The following is a 24,953-nucleotide window of genomic DNA, read 5'->3' on the forward strand; positions in this document are numbered from 1 at the left end:
GACCACCTCGCGAACTAGGACCGCTCGCGCCGGCTCACTCCTGCAGGGTAACCGGGATGGCCTGATAACCGGTCCTAACAGCGCCGTTGCCGTTAGTGCTGCCCGGGGCGGGTTCGGTGGGCAAACCGCCGTCCGGAGGGTCGTCCTCGGGCGCGGGAGCGGCAGCGTCGTGCATGTCGTCGACGATGGACTGGATGACTTCCAGCAACGCGACGCTATGGTTGGCGATGACCGTCACCAACGGGTGCTGCTCACCATTGACCACCGCCGCCAGCGCGCACACCGGGCACCACACCTGCTGGCATTTGCCGGTCCCGCCGCTGGCCGCCAGGGTCGCCGCGGCACGCACAGCGGGGTCGATCCCGTCCACGATGGCCTGCGCCAATTTGCGCAACTCCGGACCGATATCGGTATGACCCGTAGTCACTTTGGCCATACCTCCGGATCCGGTCGAAATCGAACGGTCAACTCACCGCCGCGCAACTGTGCGTCCAGCACGGTACACCGCCGTAGCACCGAGGCTAACCGAATTCGCCGGCGCACCCCGCCCGCGCTGATGATCAGATCATCGTCCGAGCGGCCCAGCGCCAGCGTTGCGGGGTCGAGCTGGGGCAAGGCCAACCGCAGCCGGTACACCGAATCCAGGCCGGAGCCGGACTCCAAGTCGACGATCGGACGCACCGGCGCCGGCGGCTCGGCGCCGCGCCGTCGCCGGGCGCTGTCCAGCAACTCGGCCAGCGCCTTGGTCCCGATCGGTTCCCCGGCCTGGTGGGCGACCAGGATCAGCGCCACATCGCCGATGGTGGCGTCCAGTTCTTCCAGCACGGCGCGCTGCTCGGAGATGCGTTCGGCGTACCAGTAGAACGCGGGATGGTCGGGCAGACTGCGGTATTCGTAGGTCTCGTCTCGGACCAGCACCTGATTGACGAGCAGTTCCTCGACCCGGACACCCATCAACGACAGCGACCCCAGGGTGCGCGCCGCCTCGGCGGCCACCACCCGCTCGGGCGTGAGGACCAGGTGCGCACCGACCAGATCTCCGTCGGTCAGCAACGAACTCAGCCGTTCCACGCCGGCGCTGGTCCGTTCCAGCAGTTCGACCACAGCGGCCGAGCGGCCGTCGTCGCTGCCGATGCTGAGCCGACGATGCCGCGGCCAGGCCCGTTCGACGTACAGCGCGAAAGTGGCGGGCAGGGTCAGCATGCGCAGCGCGTCCGCGGTCGAGGCGCAGTCCACCACGATGCGATCCCAGCGGCCCGACATCGCGAGCTGGCCGACGGCATGCAGGCCGAGTACTTCCTGGATGCCGGGCAGCGCCGAAAGTTCTTCGGGCGCAATGCGACTCAGTTCGGATTCGGGGAATCGCGCGTCGAGGGCGTCGACGACGTCGCGCCACCGCTCTTCGAGCAGCGCCAGGGTGTCCAGTGCCAGCGCGTCAAGGAAGCCGCCGCCGGTCTCGGCGTCGTCGGCAAGCACGCGAATCGCATCGCCCTGGCCGGTCGGTGGCACCGGGACACCCAGCACGTCACCCAGCGAATGGGCCTGGTCGGTGGACACCACCAGCACGCGCTGACCATCGCCGGCGTCGCGAACGGCGGTCGCACACGCCAGGGTGGATTTTCCTACCCCACCCTTACCTACGAACAGACTGATCCGGGCCGGGGCAGGCGCCGCGGAATCACTCAGCCCTCGACTCGTTTCTTCAGATCCTTCAATGCGCCATCGATCAGCCGCCGTTCGGCCTTGCGCTTGAGCATCCCGATCATGGGGACGGCCAGGTCGACCGCCAGCTCGTAGGTGACCTCGGTCCCAGATCCCTTGGGCGCCAGGATGTAGGTGCCTTCCAGGGACTTCAGCAGCGAGCTCGATTCCAGGGTCCAGCTCAGCGACTTGCGGTCGGCGGGCCACTGGTAATTCATGATCAAGGTGTCTTTGAAGATGGTCGCGTCCATCAACATGCGCGCCTTTTTGGGGTAGCCCTCGTCGTCGGCCTCGAGGACTTCGACTTCCTTGTACTCGTTGATCCAGTCCGGATAGGACTCGATGTCGGCGATCGCCCGCATCACCTCGGCGGGATCGGCATCGATATAGATCGTCTGAGTCGTCTTGTCCGCCACTTGGCTGCATCCCTTTCCCGGTTCAACTCCGGTCAGTTGTGGGAGCGCCCCCGTCTCCCTGCAGGAACGCTACTCTTTTGCACCGCTCCTGACGCCTATCTTGACCCGGTTAAATTACCGGAGAAACGCCGACCGGACGTGCGGCTTCCAAGGTCGTTTTCACCTCGAAGGCCATTTTCTTGCCCGCCACCCGCCGGCGGTGTGTCAGCTTGGGCAGGTTGAGCTTGGCCAGCTCCGATCCGGACACTCCGGTCGGTTCCGCGTGCAGGAAATAGTGCAGCACCACGCCGTCCATCGACGGTTCCAGCCAGATTTCCATGGTGCCGGTCAGCGCCCCGGCGACCGTCCACCTCATGCCCTTCTCGGCGCGATCCTCGGTCACCGTCAGCCGGAGATCGGGCCACCACCGGCGCCACTTGGCCTGATCGGCGATCGCGGCCCCGACCAGCGCGCCGTCGGCGGCGATATATGTTTCGTCGGCGATCTGGATGCTGTTCATTGCCTCAGCTTCACATATCGGACCTTTCGGCCATCCAGGCGAGGCCCGGACCGGGGGTCTCCATGCTGCGGGAATGACCGGATTAGGCTGGTGACAGCAACCGCGGCGAGAAGCGCCACCCTAGGTCAAGCGAGGTAACTCCAAGTGCGTCAGTACAGTGTCCCCGCCCGCTTTACCGTCGACGAGCACGACAATGTCGCGGCGGTCGTGTACCAGCACGAACGCGACGACCCGGACTACGTGATCTACAAGCGGCGGGTCGACGGCGCTTGGACCGACGTGACGTGCGCCCAGGCGGCCGAGCAGATCCGGTCCGCCGCCCTGGGTTTGATCGGCCTGGGGGTTGAGGCGGGCGATCGGGTCTCGATTTTCTCGGCGACCTGCTACGAATGGGCGATCCTGGACCTGGCGATCCTGTCGATCGGCGCGGTTACCGTCCCGATCTACGAGACGTCATCGGCTGAGCAGGTGCGCTGGGTGCTGCAGGACTCGGAGGCGGTGGTCGCCTTCGCGGAAACCGACGCGCATGCCGCGATGGTCACCGAGTTGACCGGCGAGCTGCCCGCCCTGCGCCGGGTGCTGCACATCAACGGCTCCGGGCCCAAGGCGTTGGACCAGTTGGCGGAAGCCGCTGCATCGGTCGACGCGGCCGAGCTCACCGCGCGCCAAGAAGCACTGCGCGCCGAGCACGCGGCGACGCTGATCTACACCTCGGGCACCACGGGCCGGCCCAAAGGCTGCCAGCTGACCCACTCGAACCTGCTACACGAGATCCGCGGCGTGCAGGAATGCCTGCCGACGCTGTTGCGCAAGGGCGAGCGACTGCTGGTCTTTTTGCCGCTGGCGCACGTGCTGGCCCGTGCGCTGACCCTGTCGGCGTTCACCAGCCAAGTCACCGTGGGCTTCACCAGTGACATCAAAAACCTGCTGCCGCTGTTCGCGGAATTCAAGCCCACTGTGGTGGTTTCGGTTCCGCGTGTGTTCGAAAAGGTGTACAACACCGCCGAGCAGAATGCGTCTAATGACGGCAAAGGGCCGATCTTCAAGGCGGCCGCGGACACCGCGGTGGCGTGGAGCCGGGCCCACGACGACGGGAAACCGGGTTTGGTGCTGCGCGCCAAGCACGCGGTGTTCGACCGGCTGGTCTACCACAAGCTGCGCACAGCGCTCGGCGGCGAATGTCATGCCGCGGTGTCTGGTGGCGCGCCGCTCGGCGCTCGGCTCGGCCACTTCTACCGCGGTGTCGGATTGACGATCTACGAGGGCTACGGCCTGACCGAGACCAGCGCGGCCATCACCGTCAACCAGATCAACGGCCTCAAGATCGGGACCGTCGGCAAGCTGGTGCCGGGCAACAGCCTCAAGATCGCAGAGGACAAAGAGCTGTTGGTGCGGGGCGGGGTGGTGTTCGGCGGTTACTGGCGTAACGAGCAGGCCACCGAAGACGCGTTCACCGATGGGTGGTTCCGCACCGGCGACCTCGGCTCGATCGACGAGGACGGCTTCCTGACCATCACCGGACGCAAAAAGGAACTGATCGTCACCGCGGGCGGCAAGAACGTGGCGCCGGCGGTGCTCGAGGACCAGCTGCGGTCGCATCCGCTGATCAGCCAGGCGATGGTGGTCGGCGACAACAAGCCGTTCATCGGCGCATTGATCACCATCGACCCGGAGTCGTTCGGCGGGTGGAAGCAGCGCAACAGCAAAGCCGAGGGCGCCTCGGTCGGTGACCTGGCCACCGACCCCGACCTGGTCGCCGAGGTGGACACCGCCGTCAAGAAGGCCAATCAGCAGGTGTCCAACGCCGAGTCGATCCGCAAGTTCCGCATCCTGCCGGTCGACTTCACCGAGGACACCGGTGAGTTGACCCCGACGATGAAGGTCAAGCGCAACGTGGTCGCGGAGAAGTTCGCCTCCGAGATCGAGGCGATCTACGAAAAGGACTAGCGAGCCGGGGCCCCCTCGCGACCCCTCGCGAATTCCTCGCGAACCCCTCGCGAGCAGACGCAAACGCCCCACTCTGCCCGGCGTGTCGGGGGCTTTAGCGTCTACTCGGCACGCTTAGCCGAGCAAATCCGCGAGCCGGGCGGCCAGCGTGTCCCAGCGCCAGTCCTTGCGCACCCAGTCGCGGCCCGCGGCGCCCATCGCGGCCGCCCGGTCCCGGTCGGCCAGCAGCCCGCTGACCGCATCGGCGATCTGGTCCACCGAGTTCCCGTCGACCACCAGGCCGGTCTTGTCGTGCTGCACCGCTTCCGGCGCCCCTCCCGAGCGGCCGGCTACCACCGGAACCCCCGCCGCGGACGCTTCCAGGAAGACGATGCCCAGGCCCTCGACGTCCAACCCGGCGCCACGGGTGCGACACGGCATCGCGAACACGTCGCCCATCGCATGGTGGGCGGGCAACTCATCGCCCGGAACGCCGCCGGTGAACGTCACCTGATCGGCCACCCCTGCCTCGCGCGCCAACTTGCGCAAGCTGTCCAGGTAGGGGCCTCCCCCGACGATCACCAGGGCGGCCCCGTCGACCCGCTGCCGGATCGTGGGCAGCGCCTTGATCAGCATGTCCTGGCCCTTGCGCGGCACCAGCCGGGATACACACACCACGGTCGGCCGCTCACCCAACCCGTAGCGCTCGCGCAACTCCGCGCGCGCGGCGGGGTCGGGGCGGAACCGGTCGCTGTCCACCCCAGGTGGCAGGTACTCCATAGCGGCGGCAGGCCCGAACGCCGGTGCGAAGCGCGATCGGGTGTACCGGCTGACGAAGGTCACGACGTCGGTGTCGTCACCGATGCGCCGCAACACCGAACGCGCCACCGGAAGCATCGACCAGCCCACCTCGTGGCCGTGGGTGCTGGCCAACACCCGGCGCGCCCCGGCCTGCCGGGCCCGCGTCGCCAGCAGGGCCAGCGGTGCCGCCGCGCCGAACCACACCGTGTCGATGTCGTGGTCGGCGATCAACCGGCGCATCCGGCCGTCCACGGCCGGGACGGGCAGCATCAGCGTGGTGGGATGGCGCACCACCCGGTAACCCGCGTCGGCGGCCGCTTCGTCAAAAGCCTCCGCGCCCTTCCATTTCGGCGCGTACACCGTCACGGTGTGCTTGCCGGCCTTGACCACCCGGCCGACGAATTCGCCGAGGTACGACTGGATGCCGCCGCGCCGCGGCGGAAAGTCGTTGGTTACCAGCAGGACCCGGCTCACGTCGACACGTTAGCGTGGGCGGCGCCGACGAGCGTGCCCGGAATGCCGGCCGGCGCGGCGTGTCGCTGTACCTGAGCGCACGTTCGCGGGCACATCAGCATCAGCCCGACCCGGCGACCCACTCCTGCCAGCGCGCCAGCAGGGCGGTCGCATCGAGCCCCAGCACCCGCTCGGCGGCGGTGGGTACATCGGGGTGCCCCGGCCCGCACGCCGCCAGATAGAGTTCGCGCAGCTTGGCTGGTCCATAGCTGTCTGCGACGAAGCGGGTGAACCACCAGGTGCGATCGTAGGCGCGGGTGCGCGACGGTCCCGGAGTGTCCAGCTCCTGGTCCGACGGCAACGACGCCGCCGCGGACGCCGCGTCAGCGGGCAGCGGCGCGGGCGGGCGGGCAACGTAGTCGGCCACGCCCTCGGTCAGCCACCGCGGCGCGTCCAGCGCGGTGTCCGCGCGGGCCGCGTAGTGAAAAAGCTCGTGCGCCAACACAATTCGCAGTGCACCCACACTCGTCCCGGCCGCACCGGGTGCGAACACGATGCGCTGGCCGGTCACCGACCTGCTGGCCGGGTCGACGTGCTCGGCCACCGTCACCGCGGCGATGTCGGCCCACTGCGCCGCGGGCCCGCCGCCGGCGGCGACTCGGAACTGCTCGTCCGTTCCGGTGGCCAACACGGAGATTTCGCGTGGCCAGTCCCGGCCCCAGAACCCCACGACCGCGTCCACGGCGCCGCCCATTTCGGAAGCCACCCGCGCCAATAGCTGCTCAGAGCCGCCGCTGCTGGTCAGCCGGACGACGCGATCGCCCACCGGAGTCAGCGTCTCGACGCTGGTGGTAGGAGGGGGCGCCGGTTGAACCGGCAGGACGGCCGCGGTCACCAGCTCGATCAGCAACACACAGCCCAGCAGCAGCGTCAGCCGACGGCGCGGCGGCACCGCGCCGGGGCCGTCAGTAGCGGCGGGCGTCGTAGATCGGACCGGACGACTCCATCGGCACCACTCGAACCGGCTGGCCATAGGTGGAGGAGTGGACCATCATGCCGTCGCCCACATAGATGCCGGTGTGCGAGGCGTCGGAATAGAACGTCAGCACGTCACCGGGCTGCAGGTCCGACAGGGCCACCGGCTGGCCGCCGTGCGCCAGCGCCTGGCTGGAGTGCGGCAGCGAGATGCCGGCCTGCTGGAACGCCCACATCACCAGGCCCGAGCAGTCGAAGCCGCCGGGTGCGGCACCGCCCCACACATACGGCGAGCCGATCTGGGTGAGCGCGGCCTGCACGACTACGGCGCGGTCGCCGGTCGCACCTTCACCGGGCCCGGTGTAGGGCACCGACACTCCGCCGGGTGCGGGCGCCTGACCGGGGGCCGGCGCACCGTCCGGACCGGGCGGCAGGGCCTCGGGTGCCGGCGCTCCCGGAGCTCCGTCCGGAATGCGCTCCGGAACCGGACCCGGATTGGCCATGGCGGTGCGCTGTTCGGGGGTCAACGCCATGTACTGCGACTTGACCACGGCGATCTGCACCTGCAGTTGGCTCTGCTTGTGCTGCAGGTTGGCCCGTACGGCGGCGGCCTGCTCGGCGGCCGACTTGGCCTCGGCGGCCGACCGGGCGGATGCCTGCTCGGCCTTTACGGCGTCCTCGCCGGCGGCCTTGAAACTGGCCATCTGAGAAGACATTTGACGCGCCATCACGCGCTGCACGGCGAGCCCGTCGATCAGCAGCTGCGGTGACTCGGCGGTCAGGATCGCGTCCAGCCCGTCGGTGCGCCCGCCCATGTACGTCGCGGCGGCAACCTTGTTCACCGCCGTCTGGAACGTGGCGAGGCGCTCTTTCGCGGTGGCCAGGGCGGCCTGGGCGTCAGCGAGTTTGCGCTCGGCGGCCTGTTGCGCGGCCAGCTTCTCGTTCAAGTCCAGTTGCGCGCTGTGCATGGCCTCGGTGGTCTGCTCGGCCTGCCGAGACAGTTCGTTCAGTTTGGCCAGCGCGTCCTCGGCAGGATCGGCCAGCACAGTGGCGGCCGAAACCCCCGCGAGAACAACGAAGCTGGCTAACGAACCGATGGCGGACCGCTTGACTACACGCGCGATCGAATGCCTATCGAGCCTCAAGATTTGCTTCCTTAAACTGCCATCGACGTAAATCCGTCGAGCTGGTTTAGGTCTCAAACAGGTTACGAAACGATATCGACGTTTGTCCAAAGGGGGGAGTTAAGAAATTGGGAAGATTTATGTCATTTCTATGTGAAAGGTCTGCAGCGCCGTCGACGACCCTACACGACTTCTAGGCCACGCCCGACGCACGGCCGCGCCGCACCGGAACCAATCGCAATCGCGGCGCCATTCCCACCTCGGCCAACGCCTCCAGCGCGACTTGCTCGTCGTACGAAAGGGTTTCGGGCACGCCTAGTAACACGCTGACCACGCAGTCCTGGCAACCCGGCCCGCGCACCGCGCAATCGTCGCAGTCGATCACCACCGGCTCCCCCGCTGCCTCGCCCGCTCTTTCAGCCCCGCTGCTGTGCCCCATTGCGTCGGTCCTTCCCTTAATCATCAACTCCCGAGTTCCTACTCATCCGCACGGTAACGGTGGGCACCGACAACCGTGCCCGGCGTGGGAACAGACCGCTGTCGGTACGGATGCTTAACGTCACAGCCATGGGCGCGACCGGTGGGACTCAACTGAGTTTCGCCGACGTCGCCGACGCTGCCGGATCCCCCGGCTGGCAGGCGCCCGACGAGCTGTCGTTGCGGGAGACCACCTTCGTGGTCGTCGACCTGGAGACCACCGGTGGACGCGCCCAGGGCACCGAAGCGGCCACCCCGGACGCGATCACCGAGATCGGCGCCGTCAAGGTGTGCGGCGGCGCCGTCCTGGGCGAATTCGCCACTCTGGTCGACCCACAGCGCAGCATCCCGCCGCAAATCGTTCAGCTGACCGGGATCACGACGGCGATGGTCCGCGACGCCCCGACCATCGACGCCGTGCTGCCGATGTTCCTGGAATTCGCCGGTGACGCCGTGCTGGTCGCGCACAATGCCGGATTCGACATCGGCTTCCTGCGCGCGGCCGCCGAGCGGTGCCAGATCGCCTGGCCACGGCCCAGGGTGTTGTGCACGGTTCGATTGGCCAGGCGGATCCTGAGCCGGGAGGAAGCCCCCAGCGTGCGGCTGGCCGAGTTGGCGCGATTGTTCGCCGTGGCGACCCGACCCACCCACCGCGCCCTGGACGACGCCCGCGCCACGGTCGAGGTGCTGCACGCGCTGATCGAACGGGTCGGCAACCAGGGCATCCACACCTATGCGGACCTGCGGTCCTATCTGCCCAATGTGACTCCGGCCCAGCGCCGCAAGCGGGTGCTGGCCGAGGGCCTGCCACACCGCCCCGGGGTCTATCTGTTCCGCGGCCCGTCCGATGAGGTGCTCTACGTCGGCACCGCGGTCGACCTGCGGCGCCGGGTGAGTCAGTACTTCAACGGCACCGATCCGCGCACCCGGATGAAAGAGATGGTCGTGCTCGCCGAGACGGTCGATCACGTCGAATGCGCGCACGCTCTGGAAGCCGGGGTGCGCGAGTTACGGTTGCTGGCCGGGCACGCTCCGCCGTACAACCGCCGGTCGAAATTCCCGCACCGCTGGTGGTGGGTGGTGCTTACCGACGAGGCGTTTCCGCGGTTCTCGGTGGTCCGCAAACCGCGGCACGACCGGACGGTCGGCCCGTTTCGGTCCCGCGCCGACGCCGCCGATACCGCCGCACTGCTCGCCCGGTTCACCGGAGTGCGCACCTGCACCAAGCGGCTGGCACGATCGGCGCGGCACGGTCCGGCCTGCCCGGAACTCGAGGTTTCACCCTGCCCCGGCGCCCGCGACGCGACGCCACAGCAGTATGCGGCGGCGACGCGGCGGGCGTCGGCGTTGATCGACGGGGTGGACAACTTGGCGCTGGCGGCGGCCGTCGAGCAGGTCGCCGCCCTGGCCGAACGCCGGCATTACGAGAGCGCGGCGCGGCTGCGCGACCACGTCGCCACTGCCGTCGAAGCGCTCTGGCGCGGGCAGCGCCTGCGGGCACTGACGGCGCTTCCCGAGCTGGTCGCGGCCGCGCCCGACGGGCAGGGCGGCTACCACCTGGCGGTCATCCGCCACGGGCAGCTCGCAGCCGCGGGCACCGCCCGGCGCGGGGTGCCGCCGATGCCCGTGATCGACGCCATCCAGGCCGGCGCGCAGGCGATCCTGCCGGCCCCGGCTCCACTCGGCGGGGCGATGGTCGAGGAGACCGCGCTGATCGCGCGCTGGCTCGCGGCGCCGGGGGTGCGCATCGTGCGGGTGACCGGCGCGTGCGACACCCAGGACCAGGGCTGGGCCAGCCCGATCGGGTCGGCCGGCGCGTGGGCGGCGTGGGCGGCCACCGCACGATCGGCACGACTGGCCGGCCGCCAGGCCTCAGACTTCGTGACTGAACCGCACCCAACGCGCGAGGAGCTGTTCGGCCGCCCCGCTGTCGATCGCGTCGCCGGCCCGGCGCAGCCCGTCCTCCCACGCCGGCAGCCATTCAGCGCGGCTGGATAAGCCGGCGTGTGCCACCAGCGCGCCCGCGGCGTTGAGCACCACCGCGTCGCGCACCGGCCCCTTGGCGCCGGCCAGCACGGCCCGGACCTCGGCGGCGTTGGCCTCGGCGTCGCCGCCCCGCAGTTCCTCGATCTCCGCACGCGCGAAGCCGAATCCCGCGGGGTCGAACTTCAGCTTGTCCACGGTGCCGGCCTGCACCCGCCAGATGGTGCTGGTCGTGGTGGTGGTCAATTCGTCCAGGCCGTCGTCACCGTGCACCACCAGCACGCTAGAGCGGCGGGCAGCAAACACCCCGGCCATCACCTCGGCGAGGTCGGCGAACGCGCAACCGATCAGTCCTGCCCGCGGCTTGGCTGGATTGGTAAGCGGCCCAAGCAGATTGAACACGGTAGGAACCCCGATTTGACGTCGTATCGCCGCGGCGTGCCGATACGACGGGTGGAACTGCGGCGCGAAGCAAAACCCGATGCCCAGCTCGGCGAGGCTGCGCACGACCTGCTCGGGCCCCAGATCGATGCGCACCCCGAGGGCCTCCAGCGTGTCGGCGCCGCCGGACAACGACGACGCCGCCCGATTGCCGTGCTTGACCACCGGCACCCCGGCCGCGGCCACCACGATCGAGGCCATGGTGGACAGATTGACCGTGTTGACCCCGTCGCCGCCGGTGCCGACCACGTCCACCGCGTCCTGGTCGACGGGTACCGGGACGGCATGGTCGAGCATCACGGCGGCCAGGGCGCTCACTTCGTCGGAGGTCGGGCCCTTCATCTTCAGCGCCACAGCGAACGCGGCGATCTGGGCGGGCTCCGCGTCGCCGGTCATGATCTGGTCCATCGCCCAGGCGGCCTGAGCGCGCGTCAGGTGCTGCCGGTCGGTCAGCCGCCCGAGCACCTGCGGCCAGGACGACCCGGACGACACAGCCTCAGACGACGCAGCCACGCCGCCGATGGTCCCACGAGAGACAGCGGCTCCCAAGCGGTGTCCCAGGCCGGTCTCAGACACGCAACGAACGAATTCCTGCCCCGGGTAGAGTTCGACAACTACAAAGCGTCATACTTGCGGATGTGACGAGTGCTGTAGGGACCTCGGGTACTGCGATTACGTCGCGCGTGCATTCGCTGAATCGCCCCAACATGGTCAGTGTTGGCACCATTGTGTGGCTTTCCAGCGAACTCATGTTCTTTGCTGGCCTGTTCGCGTTCTATTTCACGGCGCGATCGCAGGCCGGCGGGAACTGGCCGCCGCCGCCGACGGAGCTGAATCTGTATCAGGCCGTGCCGGTGACGGTGGTGTTGATCGCCTCGTCGTTCACCTGCCAGATGGGCGTGTTCGCGGCCGAGCGCGGCGACGTGTTCGGGCTGCGCCGCTGGTATGTGATCACGTTCCTGATGGGGCTGTTCTTCATCCTGGGTCAGGCCTACGAGTACTTCCACCTGGTCACCCACGGCACCACCATCCCCGGCAGCGCCTATGGGAGCGTGTTCTACCTGGCGACCGGCTTCCACGGGTTGCACGTCACCGGTGGTCTGATCGCATTCATCTTCCTGCTGGCACGCACGACGATGAGCAAGTTCACTCCCGCCCAGGCCACCGCCAGCATCGTCGTCTCGTACTACTGGCACTTCGTGGACATCGTGTGGATCGCGCTCTTCACCGTGATTTATTTCATCCGATGAGCCCGCGGCTCCGAATACAGAAATGAAAAGGAGTGCTCGGTTGAAGAAAATGGGGTCCACCCGATCAGACGCGGGCCGCGGTGCCCGGTCTCGGCGGCGGCTGCACCGCCGGTTGTCCGGCGGACTTTTGCTGCTGATCGCCCTGACCATCGCGGGCGGGTTGGCGGCCGTACTCACGCCGACCCCGCAGGTAGCCGTCGCCGACGAGTCCGGCTCGGCGCTGCTGCGCAACGGCAAGCAGCTCTTCGACACCTCGTGCGTGTCCTGCCACGGCGCCAACCTGCAGGGTGTGCCCGACCACGGGCCCAGCCTGATCGGCGTCGGAGAGGCGGCGGTGTACTTCCAGGTCTCGACCGGCCGGATGCCGGCGATGCGCGGGGAGGCCCAGGCCCCCCGCAAGGACCCGATCTTCGACGAGGCGCAGATCGACGCGATCGGCGCCTACGTGCAGGCCAATGGCGGCGGCCCGACCGTGGTGCGCGAGCCCGACGGCAGCATCGCGACCCGCTCGCTGCGGGGCACCGACCTGGGCCGCGGTGGCGACCTGTTCCGGCTCAACTGCGCGTCCTGCCACAACTTCACCGGCAAGGGCGGCGCGCTGTCGTCCGGCAAGTACGCCCCGGACCTCGGCCCCGCCAACGAACAGCAGATCCTCACCGCGATGCTGACCGGCCCGCAGAACATGCCGAAGTTCTCCGACCGGCAGCTGTCGTTCGAGTCGAAGAAGGACATCATCGCCTACGTGCGGACCGCCGCTGAGGAGCGTTCGCCCGGCGGTTACGGGCTGGGTGGATTCGGACCCGCGCCCGAGGGCATGGCGGCTTGGATCATCGGCATGGTCGCGGCCATCGGGCTGGCACTGTGGATTGGGGCACGGACATGAGTGGCGGATCTGACGTGACGGGCGGCGCCGGCAACCAGGGCAGCTCCGACACCGACACCAGCACCCACATGGGCGCCACGGAGCCGGACGACGCGGCGCTGTCCCGGATGTCCCGGCAGGAACTGCTGGACCTGGGCAGCAAGATCGACGGCGTCCAGATCGCCTACAAGGAATCGCGCTGGCCCGTCGAAGGCACCAAGGCGGAGAAGCGCGCCGAACGTTCGGTGGCGCGTTGGCTGCTGCTGGGCGGCCTGTTCGGGCTCGCGCTGCTGCTGGTCTTCCTGTTCTGGCCCTGGGAGTACAAGGCCAGGGAGGCCAGCGGCAGCCTGTGGTACTCGCTGGCCACGCCGCTGTACGGCCTGACGTTCGGGGCCTCCATCCTGTGCATCGCCATCGGCGCGGTGCTGTTCCAGAAGCGCTTCATCCCCGAAGAGATCACGATCCAGGACCGCCACGACGGCGCCTCGCGGGAGATCGACCGCAAGACGGTGGTAGCGAACCTGGCCGACGCCTACGAGGGCTCGACCGTGGGCCGTCGCAAGCTGATCGGCCTGTCCTTCGGAATCGGTTTGGGCGCTTTCGGTTTGGGCACGCTGGTCGCGTTCGCCGGCGGTTTGATCAAGAACCCGTGGAAGCCCGTCGTGAACACCGCCGAGGGCAAGAAGGCGGTGCTGTGGACGTCGGGGTGGACCCCGCGGGTCAAGGGCGAGACGATCTACCTGGCGCGTGCCACCGGCGCCCACGACGGGCCGCCGTTCACCAAGATCCGGCCCGAGGACATCGACGCCGGCGGTATGGAGACGGTGTTCCCGTGGCGGGAGTCCGACGGCGACGGCACCACCATGGAGTCCCACGAACGGCTTTCGGCGATCTCGATGGGCATCCGCAACCCTGTCATGCTGATCCGCATCAAGCCCAGCGACGTGGACCGGGTCGTCAAGCGCAAGGGTCAAGAAAGCTTCAACTTCGGCGAGTTCTTCGCCTACACGAAGGTCTGCTCGCACCTGGGCTGCCCGGCCTCGCTCTACGAGCAGCAGTCCTACCGGATTCTGTGCCCGTGTCACCAGTCGCAGTTCGACGCCCTGCATTTCGCCAAGCCGATCTTCGGTCCGGCGGCGCGTGCGTTGGCGCAACTGCCGATCACAATCGACTCCGAGGGGTATCTCGTCGCCAACGGTGACTTCATCGAGCCCGTCGGACCGGCATTCTGGGAGCGCACGACATCATGAGTCCTAAATTGAAACCCCCGAAAATCGGTGACGTCCTCGCCGGCCAGGGCGAGGCTGTAGACAGCCGCTACCACCCGTCGGCAGCGGTGCGCCGCCAGCTCAACAAGGTGTTCCCCACCCACTGGTCGTTCCTGCTCGGCGAGATCGCGCTGTACAGCTTCATCGTGTTGCTGATCACCGGCGTGTACCTGACGCTGTTCTTCGACCCGTCGATGGCCGAGGTCACCTACAACGGCGTCTACCAACCGCTGCGCGGCGTGGAGATGTCCCGGGCTTACGAGTCGGCGCTGAACATCTCCTTCGAAGTCCGGGGCGGGTTGTTCGTCCGGCAGATCCACCACTGGGCCGCTCTGATTTTCGCCGCGGCGATCATGGTGCACCTGGCGCGCATCTTCTTCACCGGGGCTTTCCGGCGGCCGCGCGAGGCGAACTGGGTGATCGGTTCGCTGCTGCTGATCCTGGCTATGTTCGAGGGTTACTTCGGTTACTCGCTGCCCGATGACCTGCTGTCCGGCATCGGGCTGCGCGCCGCGCTGTCCTCGATCACGTTGGGCATGCCGGTGATCGGCACCTGGCTGCACTGGGCGCTGTTCGGCGGCGACTTCCCCGGCACCATCCTGATCCCGCGGCTCTACGCGCTGCACATCCTGCTGCTGCCCGGCATCATCCTGGCGCTGATCGGTGTGCACATGGCGCTGGTGTGGTTCCAGAAGCACACCCAGTTCCCCGGCCCGGGCCGCACCGAGCACAACGTGGTCGGCGTGCGAGTGATGCCGGTATTCGCGGTCAAGTCGGGGGCCTTCTTCGCGGCCATCGTCGGCGTGCTGGGCCTGATGGGCGGTCTGTTGACGATCAACCCGATCTGGAACCTGGGGCCCTACAAGCCATCTCAGGTTTCGGCCGGTTCGCAGCCGGACTTCTACATGATGTGGACGGAGGGCCTCGCCCGCATCTGGCCGCCATGGGAGTTCTACTTCTGGCACCACACCATCCCGGCCTCGGTCTGGGTCGCGCTCATCATGGGCCTGGTCTTCGTGCTGCTGATCGTCTACCCCTTCCTGGAGAAGCGGTTCACCGGTGACTACGCGCACCACAACCTGCTGGTGCGCCCGCGGGACGCCCCGGTGCGCACCGCGGTCGGCTCGATGGCGATCGCGTTCTACATGGTGCTGACGCTGGCGGCGATGAACGACATCATCGCGCTGAAGTTCCACATCTCGCTCAACGCGACGACGTGGATCGGGCGTATCGGCATGGTGGTGCTGCCGCCGCTGGTGTACTTCATCGCCTACCGCTGGGCGGTCGGGCTGCAGCGCAGCGACCGCGGAGTGCTCGAGCACGGTGTGGAGACCGGCATCATCAAGCGGTTGCCGCACGGCGCCTACATCGAGCTGCACCAGCCGCTGGGACCGGTGGACGACCACGGCCACCCGATCCCGCTGGAGTACCAGGGTGCGCCGCTGCCCAAGCGGATGAACAAGCTGGGCTCGGCCGGCACGCCGGGTAGCGGCAGTCTCATGTTCGCCGACCCAGCCTCGGAGGACGCCGCCCTGCGGGAGGCGAGCCACCGGGCCGAGCATCGGGCGCTCACGGTGCTGCGGGAGCACCAGGAGACCATCGCGGGCTCAAACGGGCACGGCTCCAACGGGCACGGCTCCAACGGGCACGGCGCGCCGACCGGCGAGCACGACGCTCCCCCGGGCGCCAGCAAGCGGTAACCGGCACTAAGAGACGGAGCGGACGGGTGGCCCAGCGGCTGCCCGTCCGCTCCGTTCTTGTCTGGGCCCGGCTTTGGTTGGTGCGTCTATGTGCGTCTAGGTGTGTCTAGTCGCGTCTAGTCGCGGCGCAGCTGCCGGACGTAGAGAAACTCGATCGCGGGCAGTCCCAATGCAATAGCCCCGGCGAAGCCGTAGCTGACCCACGCCCCGGCCTCGTGCCCGGCGGCCAGCAGATAGGTGCCGACCGCGACGGCGGTCAGCGAAGCCCCGATCGCAGTCGTCAGGGCGAGTGTGCCGCGTAACCAGATACGATCCACCGCTTCGCCGGACCACTCATTCAGTGCCCCATAGGCTTTGACCGGCTCCCGGCGCGCCGGCTCGGCGAGGCCCCGCGCCCCAGCACGCGCGGCCGGTCGCGTGGACGGCCGAACCGCGCCGCCCTGCAGCGCACGGGAGCGCACCACCGGCTCGGACTGCGTCGCGCGCCGGGCGCGCAGCAGGACCGGGATGGCGCCCGCGATGATCAGGGCGGAGACGATGATGACGGCGTACAGCACCCAGGTGGTGTGCGGGGTCCGTGCCGCCTTATGGAAGCCGCGGCCGAGGTCCGCCAGGGTGACGGCGGCCGCCACGCTCACGCCGACCAGGATCAACCAGACCGCGGCGCAGGCCCCGATCATGATGCGGTCGATGAGGTCCGGGTTGACGACGGGATCGGGTCCGCGGCGATAGGACGAGTACCGGCCGACCATCAGCAGCTCGTCTGCGGGGAGTCGGTGCTGTTGGACGACAGCACCGTCCCGTCGCTGGTGATGATCGAGCAGTTGAGCCTGCTCACCCGGAACAGGCTCGACGCCTCCACCGAGCCCACGTCGGACGTGGAGATCGGCGTGACGGTCATCGTCCACGGGATGTAGACGTTGTGCTGGGTGCGGCGGCGGCCCGAGGCATCCACGTAGGTCACTGAGATGATGTCGCCCGGCGCCTTGGTGCCGGTCACCGAGTAGGTGACCTGCCGGGGGCCGGCCAGTGTCGTGGTGGGCGGCGGCGGTGGCGCCGGCGGTGCGGCTACGGCCGGGCTGCTCGCCGGCGGGGCCACGGTGGTCGACGGCGGTGCCGGCGGGGGCGGCGGTGGAGGCGTCACGGTAACTGTCTGGGTCTCCGTTGCGGTGGGGGGAGGTTCGGACGGTGCTTCAGAGGGGCGTGGCGGCTCGGACGTCGGCGGTGGCACCTCCGACGTCGGGGGCGGCGGCTTGGTGGTGGTGATCTGGTCCTGGACCGGCGGCACCGAGGACGTCGTCGTCGCGGGGTTGGCGAGCTGACTGGTACCGGTGCGTGTCACCAGCAGCGACACCGACACCACCAACGCGATCGCCGCCACGATCGCCGCGACCCCGACCACCCAGGGCCAGCGCGGCGACCGGTCCTCGTCGCGGTCGAAATCGTCATAGCTGTCGTAGTCGTAGAGCGCCAGATCGGCCGGCATGTACGGACTGCTGGTGAAGAACTCCGACTCCGGCGCCGAATAGGCCCGCGAATACGCGTCGGTCTCCGAGCCGTGATCGGGATCGTCCAGCGGCTGCAAATCGCCCGCGTCGTCGAGATCCTCGCCGTCGGCCAGCAGCTCCAGGTCGGCCGGCTCATCGGCAGGGTCGGGCCGGTCAGGTTCTCGTCCCGGCGGATTCGGCCCGCTCATGTCTGCCTACCCTGTCCAACTGCCTCACAAGCGCGCGGCGACCCGCGGCTGCATCCGTGCGCGCGCACTCGGTGAATTCTCATGGTGCCCCGGAAACCCTACCGAACCCACCCGGACAGCGGCCCTTCGGCAAACTGGCCACCGAAAAACTGATGCCCAGATTGTGACCTTTGAACTCCGATCAGTGTTTCTCGGGCCCGACGTAGTACTCGAAAACCAGTCCGGCCGCCGACGCCAGGATGAACACGACGCCCGCGACGATCAGCCACGGCAGCCAAAGCGCGATCCCGACCGCCGCCACTGAACCGGACAGCGCCACCATGATCGGCCACCAGCTGTGCGGGCTGAAGAAACCCAGTTCCCCTGCGCCGTCGCTGATCTCGGCGCCTTCGTAGTCCTCGGGCCGGGTGTCGAGGCGGCGGGCCACGAACCGGAAGAAGGTCGCGACGATCAGCGCCAGGCCGGTGGTCAGAACCAGACCGGTTTCACCGGCCCACTCGGTGCCGCCGGTGGCGAACAGCGCCGTCAGCACGCCATACAGCACGGCACACAGCGCGAAGAACGCGGCGATGAACTCGAACAGCCTGGCTTCGATATGCATGGGTGTCCTAACCTCTTGGGCTCGGGGCCAATTCGCCGCGGCGGGTGTCGAAGGGTTCGGTGGTGGTCGCCAGCGGCGCCTGGTTGATCGCCTGCAGCGCCTCGGCGTTCGTCTTGCCGGCGATCCGCTGCTGCAGGAACGCCACGAAGTCGTTGGGCTCAACCACCCGCACCTCGAAGTTCATCATCGAGTGGTAGGTGCCGCAGAATTCCGCGCAGTGCCCGACGAACGCTCCGGTCCGGGTGATTTCGGACACCTGGAAGACGTTGATCGAGTTGTTCTCCTTCGGGTGCGGCATCACGTCGCGTTTGAACAGGAACTCCGGCACCCACCAGGTGTGGACCACGTCGGCCGAGGCGATCTGGAATTCGATCCGCTTGCCCTTGGGCAGCACCAGCACCGGAATCTCGGTGGGAGTGCCCAGGATCTCGACCTTGTCGTAGTTGAGGTAGCTGCGGTCTTCGATGTTGATGCCATGTACGGGGCCGACGCGCTCTTCACCGTGCTCGTCCTTGCCCTCCGGCTTGGACACCATTGCCTGCTTACGAGCTTGGTCGGCGCCCTCGAAGTTGAACGTGCGGTCTTTGAACGCCACCCGCTGGTAGCCGAACTTCCAGTTCCACTGGAAAGCGGTGATGTCGACCACCACCTCCGGGTCCTTCTCCAGGTGCTGCAGCTTCTCCTGCACGACCACCGTGAAGTAGAACAGCACCGAGATGATCAGGAAGGGAACAACGGTCAGCACCAGTTCGAGCGGCATGTTGTAGCCGAACTGCCGGGGAAAATCGACGTCGCTCTTCTTTTTCCGGTGGAACGCCGACGTCCAGAAGATCAGGCCGTAGACAATCGCGCCGACGGCCAGGGCCGCGATCACCGAGCCGATCCACAGTTGCCGGTTGGCGTGGGCCTGCGGCGTGATTCCCTCCGGCCAGCCGAAGCCCAGCACGTCCTGCCAGCCGCATCCGCTGAGGGTGACCGCCAACACGCCCAGCGTCGCCGCCAGCGCCACCTGGCGAAGACGGCGGGACCGGCCCCGCACCCCCGTCGAGTGCTGCCCAGACCTGCTCTGCGACAAGCTTTGCGAACGATCCTGCCCGCGAGGTGTCACGTTGGCGCCTCCTGTACCGCAAGCTGTGCCGACTGGCCTCGGGCCAACTCGGGTCTAACTCGGTTTAACTCGGATTCGAATACTACGCAGCGTAGACCACGCCGCATACCCGGGCGACTGCCTGGTCACCAGACCCGCCGGGAGCGTCAAGAGCACGCCCCGCCCGAGTGCGGCATACTGGGGCGCCGTGTGTGGACTGCTGGCCTATTTGAGCGCTTCGGCCGCCCCTGAGGGCCCGGCCGGGGCCGAGGCGGCGGCGGCCCACGCCGCGCACGCCGACGGCGCGATCGCCCGCGCGTCGCACCTGATGCGCCATCGGGGACCCGACGAACCGGGCACCTGGGCCGATCCGGACGCCGACGGCTCGGTGGTGTTCGGGTTCAATCGGCTCTGCATCATCGACATCGCGCACTCGCACCAGCCGCTGCGCTGGGGACCGCCGGAGGCGCCCGACCGGTACGTGCTGGTCTTCAACGGCGAGATCTACAACTACCTGGAACTAAGGGACGAACTGCGCGACGAGCACGGCGCTACGTTCGCCACCGACGGCGACGGCGAGGCCATCGTCGCCGGCTACCACTACTGGGGCGCCGACGTGCTCAAGCGGCTGCGCGGCATGTTCGCGTTCGCGCTGTGGGACACCGTCACGCGCGAACTGTTCTGCGCCCGCGACCCGTTCGGCATCAAGCCGCTGTTCATGGCCACCGGCACCGGCGGCACCGCGGTGGCCAGCGAGAAGAAGTGCCTGCTGGACCTGGCGGATCTGGTCGGATTCGACGCCAGCGGCTCGGGGATCGACGAGCGCGCGGTGCAGCATTACACCGTCCTGCAGTACGTCCCGGAGCCCGAGACACTGCACCGCGGCGTGCGTCGCCTCGAATCCGGCTGCTACGCCCGCATCCGGGCGGGCGCCGACCCGGTGGTGACCCGCTACTTCGTGCCCCGCTTCACGGCGGTGCCGTTCACTCCCGACACCGAGCAGGCCCGCTACGACGAGATCACCGCGGTGCTGGAGGACTCGGTCGCCAAGCACATGCGCGCCGACGTCACCGTCGGCTCGTTCCTGTCCGGCGGCATCGACTCCACGGCCATCGCCGCGCTGGCCATTCGGCACAACCCGAAGCTGATCACCTTCACCACCGGCTTCGAGCGCGAAGGTTTCTCCGAGCTGGATGTGGCGGTGGCCTCGGCCGAGGCGATCGGCGCCCGCCATATCGCCAAGGTGGTCAGCGCCGACGAGTTCGTGACCGCGTTGCCCGAGATCGTCTGGTATCTCGACGAGCCGGTCGCCGACCCGGCCCTGGTGCCGCTGTTCTTCGTGGCGCGGGAAGCCCGCAAGCACGTCAAGGTGGTGTTGTCGGGTGAGGGTGCCGACGAGTTGTTCGGCGGTTACACCATCTACCGGGAACCGCTGTCGCTGAAGCCCTTCGACTACCTGCCCCGGCCGCTGCGACGGTCGATGGGCAGGGTGTCCAGGCCGCTGCCGGAAGGCATGCGCGGCAAAAGCCTGCTGCACCGGGGATCGCTGACGCTCGAAGAGCGCTACTACGGCAACGCTCGCAGCTTCTCCGACGCCCAGCTGCGCGACGTGCTGCCCGCGTTCCGGGAGGACTGGACGCACACCGATGTGACGGCGCAGGTGTACGCCGAGTCGGCCGGCTGGGATCCGGTGGCCCGCATGCAGCACATCGACCTGTTCACCTGGCTGCGCGGCGACATCCTGGTCAAGGCCGACAAGATGACGATGGCCAACTCGCTGGAACTGCGGGTGCCGTTCCTGGACCCGGAGGTGTTCGCGGTGGCGTCGCGGCTGCCGTACCAGGCCAAGATCACCCGGACCACCACCAAGTACGCGCTGCGGCGGGCGCTCGAGCCGATCGTGCCGGCCCACGTGCTCAACCGCCCCAAGCTGGGCTTCCCGGTGCCGATCCGGCATTGGTTGCGCGCCGGTGAGCTACAGGAATGGGCCTATGAGATGGTCGGGTCCTCGGCGGCCGGTCACCTGGTCGACCTGGCCGCCGTACGCCGCATGCTCGACGAGCACCGGGTCGGCACCAGCGATCACAGTCGTCGGCTGTGGACGGTGTTGATTTTCATGCTCTGGCACGCGATCTTCATCGAGCACAGCGTGGTGCCGCAGATCAGCGAGCCGGTGTACCCGGTCGAGTTGTAGTGCCGAAAAGACGTGAAAGCCCCCGCACGCTCCGCGTGTCGGGGGCTTTCACGTCTGCTCGCGGGGGTTACGCGAGCACCGCGGCGATCTCGGCGGCCGCCTCGTCCCCATACGCCCCGGCCAGCCGGGACTTCGCGACCGAACTGTCCCACTCCCACTGCTGAGTGCCGGTCGACTCCAGCACCAGCACGGCCACCAGAGAGCCCAGCTGGGCGGAACGCTCCAGGCTCAGGCCGGCGCTGCGCCCGGTCAGGAACCCGGCCCGGAACGCGTCGCCGACACCGGTGGGGTCGGTCTGACTGTTCTCCGGCACCACCCCGACGTGCACCGTGGCCCCGTCGCGCTCGACGATGTCCACGCCCTTGGCGCCCAGAGTGGTCACCCGCAGCTCGATCTGACTCATCACGTCGGCCTCCGACCAGCCGGTCTTGGACAGCAGCAGATCCCACTCGTAGTCGTTGGTGAACAGGATGGCCGCCCCGTCGATGAGCTGCTTGATCTCGTCACCGGAGAGCCGGGCCAGCTGTTGGGAAGGGTCGGCGGCGAACGGGAGCCCCAGCTTGCGGCACTCCTCGGTGTGCACCACCATCGCGGCCGGGTCGTTGGCACCGATGATCACCAGCTCGGGTGTGCCGATGTTCTTGACCACGTCGGCCAGCGAGATGTCGCGCGCCTCCGACATGGCGCCGGGGTAGAACGACGCGATCTGAGCCATCTCCGTGTCGGTGGTGCACACGAAGCGCGCCGTGTGGGCGGTCTTGGAGATCAGCACGTTGTCGGTGTTCACCCCGTGCTTCTGCAGCCATGCTGCGTAGTCGGCGAAGTCGTCGCCGGCAGCGGCCACCAGAGCGGCGTCACCGCCGAGCACACCGATGGCGTAGGCAATGTTTCCGGCCACTCCCCCTCGATGCACGACAAGATCGTCGACCAGGAAGCTCAACGACACCTTGTGCAGGTGCTCCGGCAGCAGCTGCTCAGAGAACTTGCCCGGGAAACGCATCAAATGGTCGGTTGCGATAGAACCTGTCACCGCGATCGTCACTAAATTTCCGCCCTTCGTCTGCTACGGCCGTAAAGCCTCTCATGAATGTCGGCCAGGCCGCTTGTAGCCGTTGCGCTAGCCTGCCTAGAGAACTCACCTGGTTGCCGCAGCCCCGATGCTCGGTCGGCAACCGCTCGTCGCTCATCCCCCAGCCTAGGAGAACAACGATGGCCGGTCCGCACCCGCCGAACCCCGCTGTCGGCGCCGAGGGACCTCAGCAGGGGCAGCCGTACCCGCAGACCGGCCCGAACCAGCCCGAGACGGTCGACTTCCCGCACCATCTGGGCGGGCCCGAACCGGCCAACTACCCCGGTCCGGGCGGTCCGGGCGGTCCCGCCGGCCCGGGCGGTCCGGGCGGCCCGGGGGGTCCGGGCGGTCCGGGCGGGCCGGTCCCCTACCCCAAAAAGCGCACCAAGCGGCTGCTGATCACAACCCTGCTGGCCATCGCGCTGGTGAGCGCGCTGACGACCGCGATTGTCTACGGTGTGCGCACCAACGGGGCCAACACGGGCAGCACCTTCTCCGAGAGCGCGGCCAAGACGGCGATCCAGAACTACCTCAACGCCCTGGCGCATCGCGACATCGACACCGTCGTCCGCAACACCCTGTGCGGCATCTACGACGGGGTCAAGGACAAGCGCTCCGACCAGGCCCTGGCCAAACTCAGCAGCGACGCGTTCCGCAAGCAGTTCAGCGAGGTCGAGGTCACCACGATCGACAAGATCGTCTATCTCTCGCAGTACCAGGCGCAGGTGCTGTTCAGCATGAACGCCAAGCCCGCGGCGGGCGGGCCGCCGCGAAGTCAGGTGCAGGGCATCGCCCAGCTGCTTTTCCAGCGCGGCCAGATCATGGTGTGCTCGTACGTTTTGCGCACCGCCGGCCAATACTGAGCCGAATCTGACCGGCTATCTGGTCAGTTGAACGAGTCTCCGCAGGCGCAGGACCCGGTGGCGTTGGGGTTGTCGATGGTGAAGCCCTGCTTCTCAATGGTGTCGACGAAGTCGATGGATGCGCCCTCGACGTACGGCGCGCTCATCCGGTCCACAGTCAGCGCGACGCCGCCGAATTCCACGGTGAGGTCGCCGTCCAGCGTCCGGTCGTCGAAAAACAGGTTGTAACGCAGCCCCGCGCAGCCGCCGGGCTGGACCGCGATCCGCAGCGCCAGATCGTCGCGTCCCTCCTGATCCAGCAGTGCCTTCGCCTTGGTGGCCGCGGCGTCGGTCAGGATCACGCCGTGGGTCTTGGCGGTCGACTCGTTCTGCACCGTCATTGCTTCTCCTACATGCCTCATTGTCCGGGTGGGCCCGCCCAGCACTTCGTCCATACAGTGTGGGGCCTGCTCAGGGAAAAACCCACTAAGTCAACGGTACCCCGGCGGGCCGCTATTCCCGAGTCGCGCCGCCGTCTCGGACGCCAATCCCATCAGCTGATTGGCCGCGTCAGCCAGCGCCAACCGCACCGAACCAGCGTATTCGGACATCGCCAGCGCGGACATGATGCCTGACACACGGGTGGTGGATTTGTCCACCGACACCTGCCCGGCCAACACAATCACCGGGATTCCCAACTCGCGGGCGGCGGCCGCGATCTCACCGACCACCTTGCCGTGCAGGGACTGCTCATCGAAGTGGCCCTCGCCGGTGACGATCATGTCGGCGTCCTCGAGATCGTCGGCGAAATTGGTGAGCTCAGCGAAGATGGCCGCCCCCGACTCACACCGGCCGCCCAGGGCCAGCAGCGCCGCCCCTATCCCCCCGGCCGCCCCGGCGCCCGGCTCGGCGCTCACGTCGCGTCCGGCAACCGTGTCGAGCACCAGCGCCCACTGTTCGAGGCGGGCCTCGAGCTCCGCGACGGTGGCCGCGTCCGCCCCCTTCTGCGGCGCGAACACCCGGGCCGCCCCCCAGGGACCCAGCAGCGGGTATTCGACGTCCGACGCGGCGATCAGGTCAATCCCGGCCAACCACTGGCGGGCGGTGTCCAGGCCGCCGAGCTCGTCGACCATGCCCCTGCCGCCGTCGGTACACGCACTGCCGCCCAGCCCGACCACGATCCGCGCGGCGCCGGCCTGCAGCGCCGCCCCGATCAGCTGACCGACACCCCTGCTGTGGGCGGCCACCGCGGTCTCAGGGGTCGGCGGCCCGCCCAGTAACGCCAAGCCGCAGGCCTGCGCGCATTCCAGGTAAGCGGTCGCGGTGCGCGCGTCGAACACCCAGTGCGCGTCCACCTCGAAATCCAGCGGGCCCCACACCCGCCGCGTCTGCGACCCGCCGATCCGGCTCGCCAGCACCTCGACGAAACCCGGCCCGCCATCGGACTGGGGCGCGACGATGAACGAATCCCCGGGACGTGACCGGGTCCACCCGGTGGCAATGGCGGCGGCGGCCTCGACCGCGGACAAGCTGTCGCCGTAGCAGTCGGGAGCAACCAGCACCCGCATGGCGGGTAGCTGAAGTCTGC

The 24,953-nt window shown here is 68.2% G+C and carries 23 protein-coding genes and 1 pseudogene; 8 read left to right on the forward strand and 16 right to left on the reverse strand.

Features of this window, described 5'->3' with window-relative positions; genetic code table 11:
* Positions 1-34: 34 nt before the first annotated feature.
* From A5645_RS25120 to A5645_RS25135, 4 genes are all read right to left on the reverse strand, one after another.
* On the reverse strand, positions 35-427 hold the full coding sequence (locus tag A5645_RS25120; protein ID WP_065038000.1) for a hypothetical protein: 393 nt from the start codon (positions 425-427) through the stop codon (positions 35-37).
* On the reverse strand, positions 424-1,686 hold the full coding sequence (locus tag A5645_RS25125) for an ArsA family ATPase (protein ID WP_081288566.1): 1,263 nt from the start codon (positions 1,684-1,686) through the stop codon (positions 424-426). Before A5645_RS25125 ends, A5645_RS25120 begins: the two co-directional genes overlap by 4 nt.
* The gene (locus A5645_RS25130; RefSeq protein WP_036359453.1) at positions 1,683-2,117 is read right to left on the reverse strand and encodes an SRPBCC family protein; all 435 of its coding nucleotides are present in this window, start codon (positions 2,115-2,117) and stop codon (positions 1,683-1,685) included. Before A5645_RS25130 ends, A5645_RS25125 begins: the two co-directional genes overlap by 4 nt.
* 109 nt (positions 2,118-2,226) lie before the next feature.
* Positions 2,227-2,616: a polyketide cyclase / dehydrase and lipid transport gene (locus A5645_RS25135; RefSeq protein WP_065037932.1), complete on the reverse strand. Its 390-nt coding sequence runs from the start codon at positions 2,614-2,616 to the stop codon at positions 2,227-2,229.
* Positions 2,617-2,760: 144 nt separating this feature from the next.
* Between A5645_RS25135 and A5645_RS25140 the strand changes: the two genes are divergently transcribed.
* The gene (locus A5645_RS25140) at positions 2,761-4,563 is read left to right on the forward strand and encodes an AMP-dependent synthetase/ligase (protein ID WP_065131443.1); all 1,803 of its coding nucleotides are present in this window, start codon (positions 2,761-2,763) and stop codon (positions 4,561-4,563) included.
* A gap of 114 nt (positions 4,564-4,677) precedes the next feature.
* Here the strand turns inward: A5645_RS25140 and pimB are convergent, their stop codons facing one another.
* The 4 genes from pimB to A5645_RS25160 form a co-directional block, all read right to left on the reverse strand.
* Positions 4,678-5,817, reverse strand: coding sequence for a GDP-mannose-dependent alpha-(1-6)-phosphatidylinositol monomannoside mannosyltransferase (gene pimB, locus A5645_RS25145; protein ID WP_065131444.1), 1,140 nt, complete (start codon positions 5,815-5,817; stop codon positions 4,678-4,680).
* A gap of 100 nt (positions 5,818-5,917) precedes the next feature.
* Positions 5,918-6,721: a hypothetical protein gene (locus A5645_RS25150; protein ID WP_065131518.1), complete on the reverse strand. Its 804-nt coding sequence runs from the start codon at positions 6,719-6,721 to the stop codon at positions 5,918-5,920.
* A gap of 40 nt (positions 6,722-6,761) precedes the next feature.
* On the reverse strand, positions 6,762-7,916 hold the full coding sequence (ripC, locus tag A5645_RS25155) for a peptidoglycan hydrolase RipC (protein WP_065037935.1): 1,155 nt from the start codon (positions 7,914-7,916) through the stop codon (positions 6,762-6,764).
* Positions 7,917-8,088: 172 nt separating this feature from the next.
* Entirely contained in the window at positions 8,089-8,334 is a 246-nt protein-coding gene (locus A5645_RS25160) for a hypothetical protein (RefSeq protein WP_065131445.1), read from the reverse strand.
* A gap of 128 nt (positions 8,335-8,462) precedes the next feature.
* Here A5645_RS25160 and A5645_RS25165 point away from each other — a divergent pair.
* Positions 8,463-10,307 (forward strand): annotated as a pseudogene (locus A5645_RS25165) (DEDD exonuclease domain-containing protein); the annotation flags it as partial.
* Here the strand turns inward: A5645_RS25165 and trpD are convergent.
* Entirely contained in the window at positions 10,245-11,318 is a 1,074-nt protein-coding gene (trpD, locus tag A5645_RS27420; protein ID WP_436405531.1) for an anthranilate phosphoribosyltransferase, read from the reverse strand. The pseudogene A5645_RS25165 and the gene trpD sit on opposite strands and share 63 nt — an antisense overlap.
* Before the next feature lie 116 nt (positions 11,319-11,434).
* Here trpD and ctaE point away from each other — a divergent pair, with 116 nt between their 5' ends.
* The 4 genes from ctaE to qcrB are packed head-to-tail and all read left to right on the forward strand — an operon-like array spanning position 11,435 to position 15,876.
* The gene (ctaE, locus tag A5645_RS25170) at positions 11,435-12,046 is read left to right on the forward strand and encodes an aa3-type cytochrome oxidase subunit III (RefSeq protein WP_065037937.1); all 612 of its coding nucleotides are present in this window, start codon (positions 11,435-11,437) and stop codon (positions 12,044-12,046) included.
* A 40-nt stretch (positions 12,047-12,086) separates the two neighbouring features.
* Positions 12,087-12,929 (forward strand): cytochrome bc1 complex diheme cytochrome c subunit, encoded by an 843-nt coding sequence (gene qcrC / locus A5645_RS25175; protein ID WP_436405527.1) that lies wholly within the window; start codon positions 12,087-12,089, stop codon positions 12,927-12,929.
* Positions 12,926-14,158, forward strand: a complete 1,233-nt coding sequence (qcrA, locus tag A5645_RS25180; protein WP_065038003.1) for a cytochrome bc1 complex Rieske iron-sulfur subunit — start codon at positions 12,926-12,928, stop codon at positions 14,156-14,158. Before qcrC ends, qcrA begins: the two co-directional genes overlap by 4 nt.
* On the forward strand, positions 14,155-15,876 hold the full coding sequence (gene qcrB / locus A5645_RS25185; RefSeq protein WP_081288556.1) for a cytochrome bc1 complex cytochrome b subunit: 1,722 nt from the start codon (positions 14,155-14,157) through the stop codon (positions 15,874-15,876). The genes qcrA and qcrB overlap by 4 nt, the downstream gene beginning before the upstream one ends.
* A 116-nt stretch (positions 15,877-15,992) precedes the next feature.
* Here qcrB and A5645_RS25190 read toward each other — a convergent pair whose 3' ends face one another.
* The 4 genes from A5645_RS25190 to ctaC all read right to left on the reverse strand — a co-directional run bounded on the left by A5645_RS25190 (position 15,993) and on the right by ctaC (position 19,281).
* Positions 15,993-16,628, reverse strand: coding sequence for a DUF2561 family protein (locus A5645_RS25190; RefSeq protein WP_065131448.1), 636 nt, complete (start codon positions 16,626-16,628; stop codon positions 15,993-15,995).
* Positions 16,628-17,572 (reverse strand): MmpS family transport accessory protein, encoded by a 945-nt coding sequence (locus tag A5645_RS25195; RefSeq protein WP_065131449.1) that lies wholly within the window; start codon positions 17,570-17,572, stop codon positions 16,628-16,630. Before A5645_RS25195 ends, A5645_RS25190 begins: the two co-directional genes overlap by 1 nt.
* Before the next feature lie 181 nt (positions 17,573-17,753).
* Positions 17,754-18,173 carry a cytochrome c oxidase subunit 4 gene (locus A5645_RS25200; RefSeq protein WP_065037941.1) on the reverse strand — a complete coding sequence of 140 codons (420 nt, stop codon included), beginning with the start codon at positions 18,171-18,173 and terminating at the stop codon, positions 17,754-17,756.
* A 7-nt stretch (positions 18,174-18,180) separates the two neighbouring features.
* Positions 18,181-19,281: an aa3-type cytochrome oxidase subunit II gene (gene ctaC, locus A5645_RS25205; protein ID WP_081288557.1), complete on the reverse strand. Its 1,101-nt coding sequence runs from the start codon at positions 19,279-19,281 to the stop codon at positions 18,181-18,183.
* Positions 19,282-19,468: 187 nt separating this feature from the next.
* Between ctaC and asnB the strand changes: the two genes are divergently transcribed.
* Positions 19,469-21,454, forward strand: coding sequence for an asparagine synthase (glutamine-hydrolyzing) (gene asnB / locus A5645_RS25210; protein ID WP_065131450.1), 1,986 nt, complete (start codon positions 19,469-19,471; stop codon positions 21,452-21,454).
* 67 nt (positions 21,455-21,521) lie between these two features.
* Here asnB and A5645_RS25215 read toward each other — a convergent pair whose 3' ends face one another.
* Positions 21,522-22,496, reverse strand: coding sequence for a carbohydrate kinase family protein (locus A5645_RS25215; protein ID WP_065037944.1), 975 nt, complete (start codon positions 22,494-22,496; stop codon positions 21,522-21,524).
* Positions 22,497-22,663: 167 nt separating this feature from the next.
* Between A5645_RS25215 and A5645_RS25220 the strand changes: the two genes are divergently transcribed.
* Complete coding sequence (locus A5645_RS25220; RefSeq protein ID WP_065037945.1) at positions 22,664-23,386, forward strand: Rv0361 family membrane protein; 723 nt, start codon at positions 22,664-22,666, stop codon at positions 23,384-23,386.
* A gap of 23 nt (positions 23,387-23,409) precedes the next feature.
* Here the strand turns inward: A5645_RS25220 and A5645_RS25225 are convergent, their stop codons facing one another.
* Positions 23,410-23,766 (reverse strand): iron-sulfur cluster assembly accessory protein, encoded by a 357-nt coding sequence (locus A5645_RS25225; protein ID WP_065131451.1) that lies wholly within the window; start codon positions 23,764-23,766, stop codon positions 23,410-23,412.
* A 90-nt stretch (positions 23,767-23,856) separates the two neighbouring features.
* The gene (locus A5645_RS25230) at positions 23,857-24,933 is read right to left on the reverse strand and encodes a glycerate kinase family protein (protein WP_172830611.1); all 1,077 of its coding nucleotides are present in this window, start codon (positions 24,931-24,933) and stop codon (positions 23,857-23,859) included.
* Positions 24,934-24,953: the final 20 nt, after the last annotated feature.

Source organism: Mycobacterium asiaticum (assembly GCF_001673635.1).
Lineage (GTDB): Bacteria > Actinomycetota > Actinomycetes > Mycobacteriales > Mycobacteriaceae > Mycobacterium > Mycobacterium asiaticum_C.

Excerpts from the sequence above, each read along its gene's own strand:
- A5645_RS25200 (WP_065037941.1), bottom strand. The coding sequence starts at position 18,173 with ATGCATATCGAAGCCAGGCTGTTCGAGTTCATCGCCGCGTTCTTCGCG.
- qcrA (WP_065038003.1), top strand. The coding sequence starts at position 12,926 with ATGAGTGGCGGATCTGACGTGACGGGCGGCGCCGGCAACCAGGGCAGC.
- A5645_RS25195 (WP_065131449.1), bottom strand. The coding sequence starts at position 17,572 with ATGAGCGGGCCGAATCCGCCGGGACGAGAACCTGACCGGCCCGACCCT.
- A5645_RS25160 (WP_065131445.1), bottom strand. The coding sequence starts at position 8,334 with ATGGGGCACAGCAGCGGGGCTGAAAGAGCGGGCGAGGCAGCGGGGGAG.
- qcrB (WP_081288556.1), top strand. The coding sequence starts at position 14,155 with ATGAGTCCTAAATTGAAACCCCCGAAAATCGGTGACGTCCTCGCCGGC.
- A5645_RS25225 (WP_065131451.1), bottom strand. The coding sequence starts at position 23,766 with ATGACGGTGCAGAACGAGTCGACCGCCAAGACCCACGGCGTGATCCTG.
- A5645_RS25190 (WP_065131448.1), bottom strand. The coding sequence starts at position 16,628 with ATGGTCGGCCGGTACTCGTCCTATCGCCGCGGACCCGATCCCGTCGTC.
- A5645_RS25230 (WP_172830611.1), bottom strand. The coding sequence starts at position 24,933 with ATGCGGGTGCTGGTTGCTCCCGACTGCTACGGCGACAGCTTGTCCGCG.
- A5645_RS25135 (WP_065037932.1), bottom strand. The coding sequence starts at position 2,616 with ATGAACAGCATCCAGATCGCCGACGAAACATATATCGCCGCCGACGGC.
- A5645_RS25220 (WP_065037945.1), top strand. The coding sequence starts at position 22,664 with ATGGCCGGTCCGCACCCGCCGAACCCCGCTGTCGGCGCCGAGGGACCT.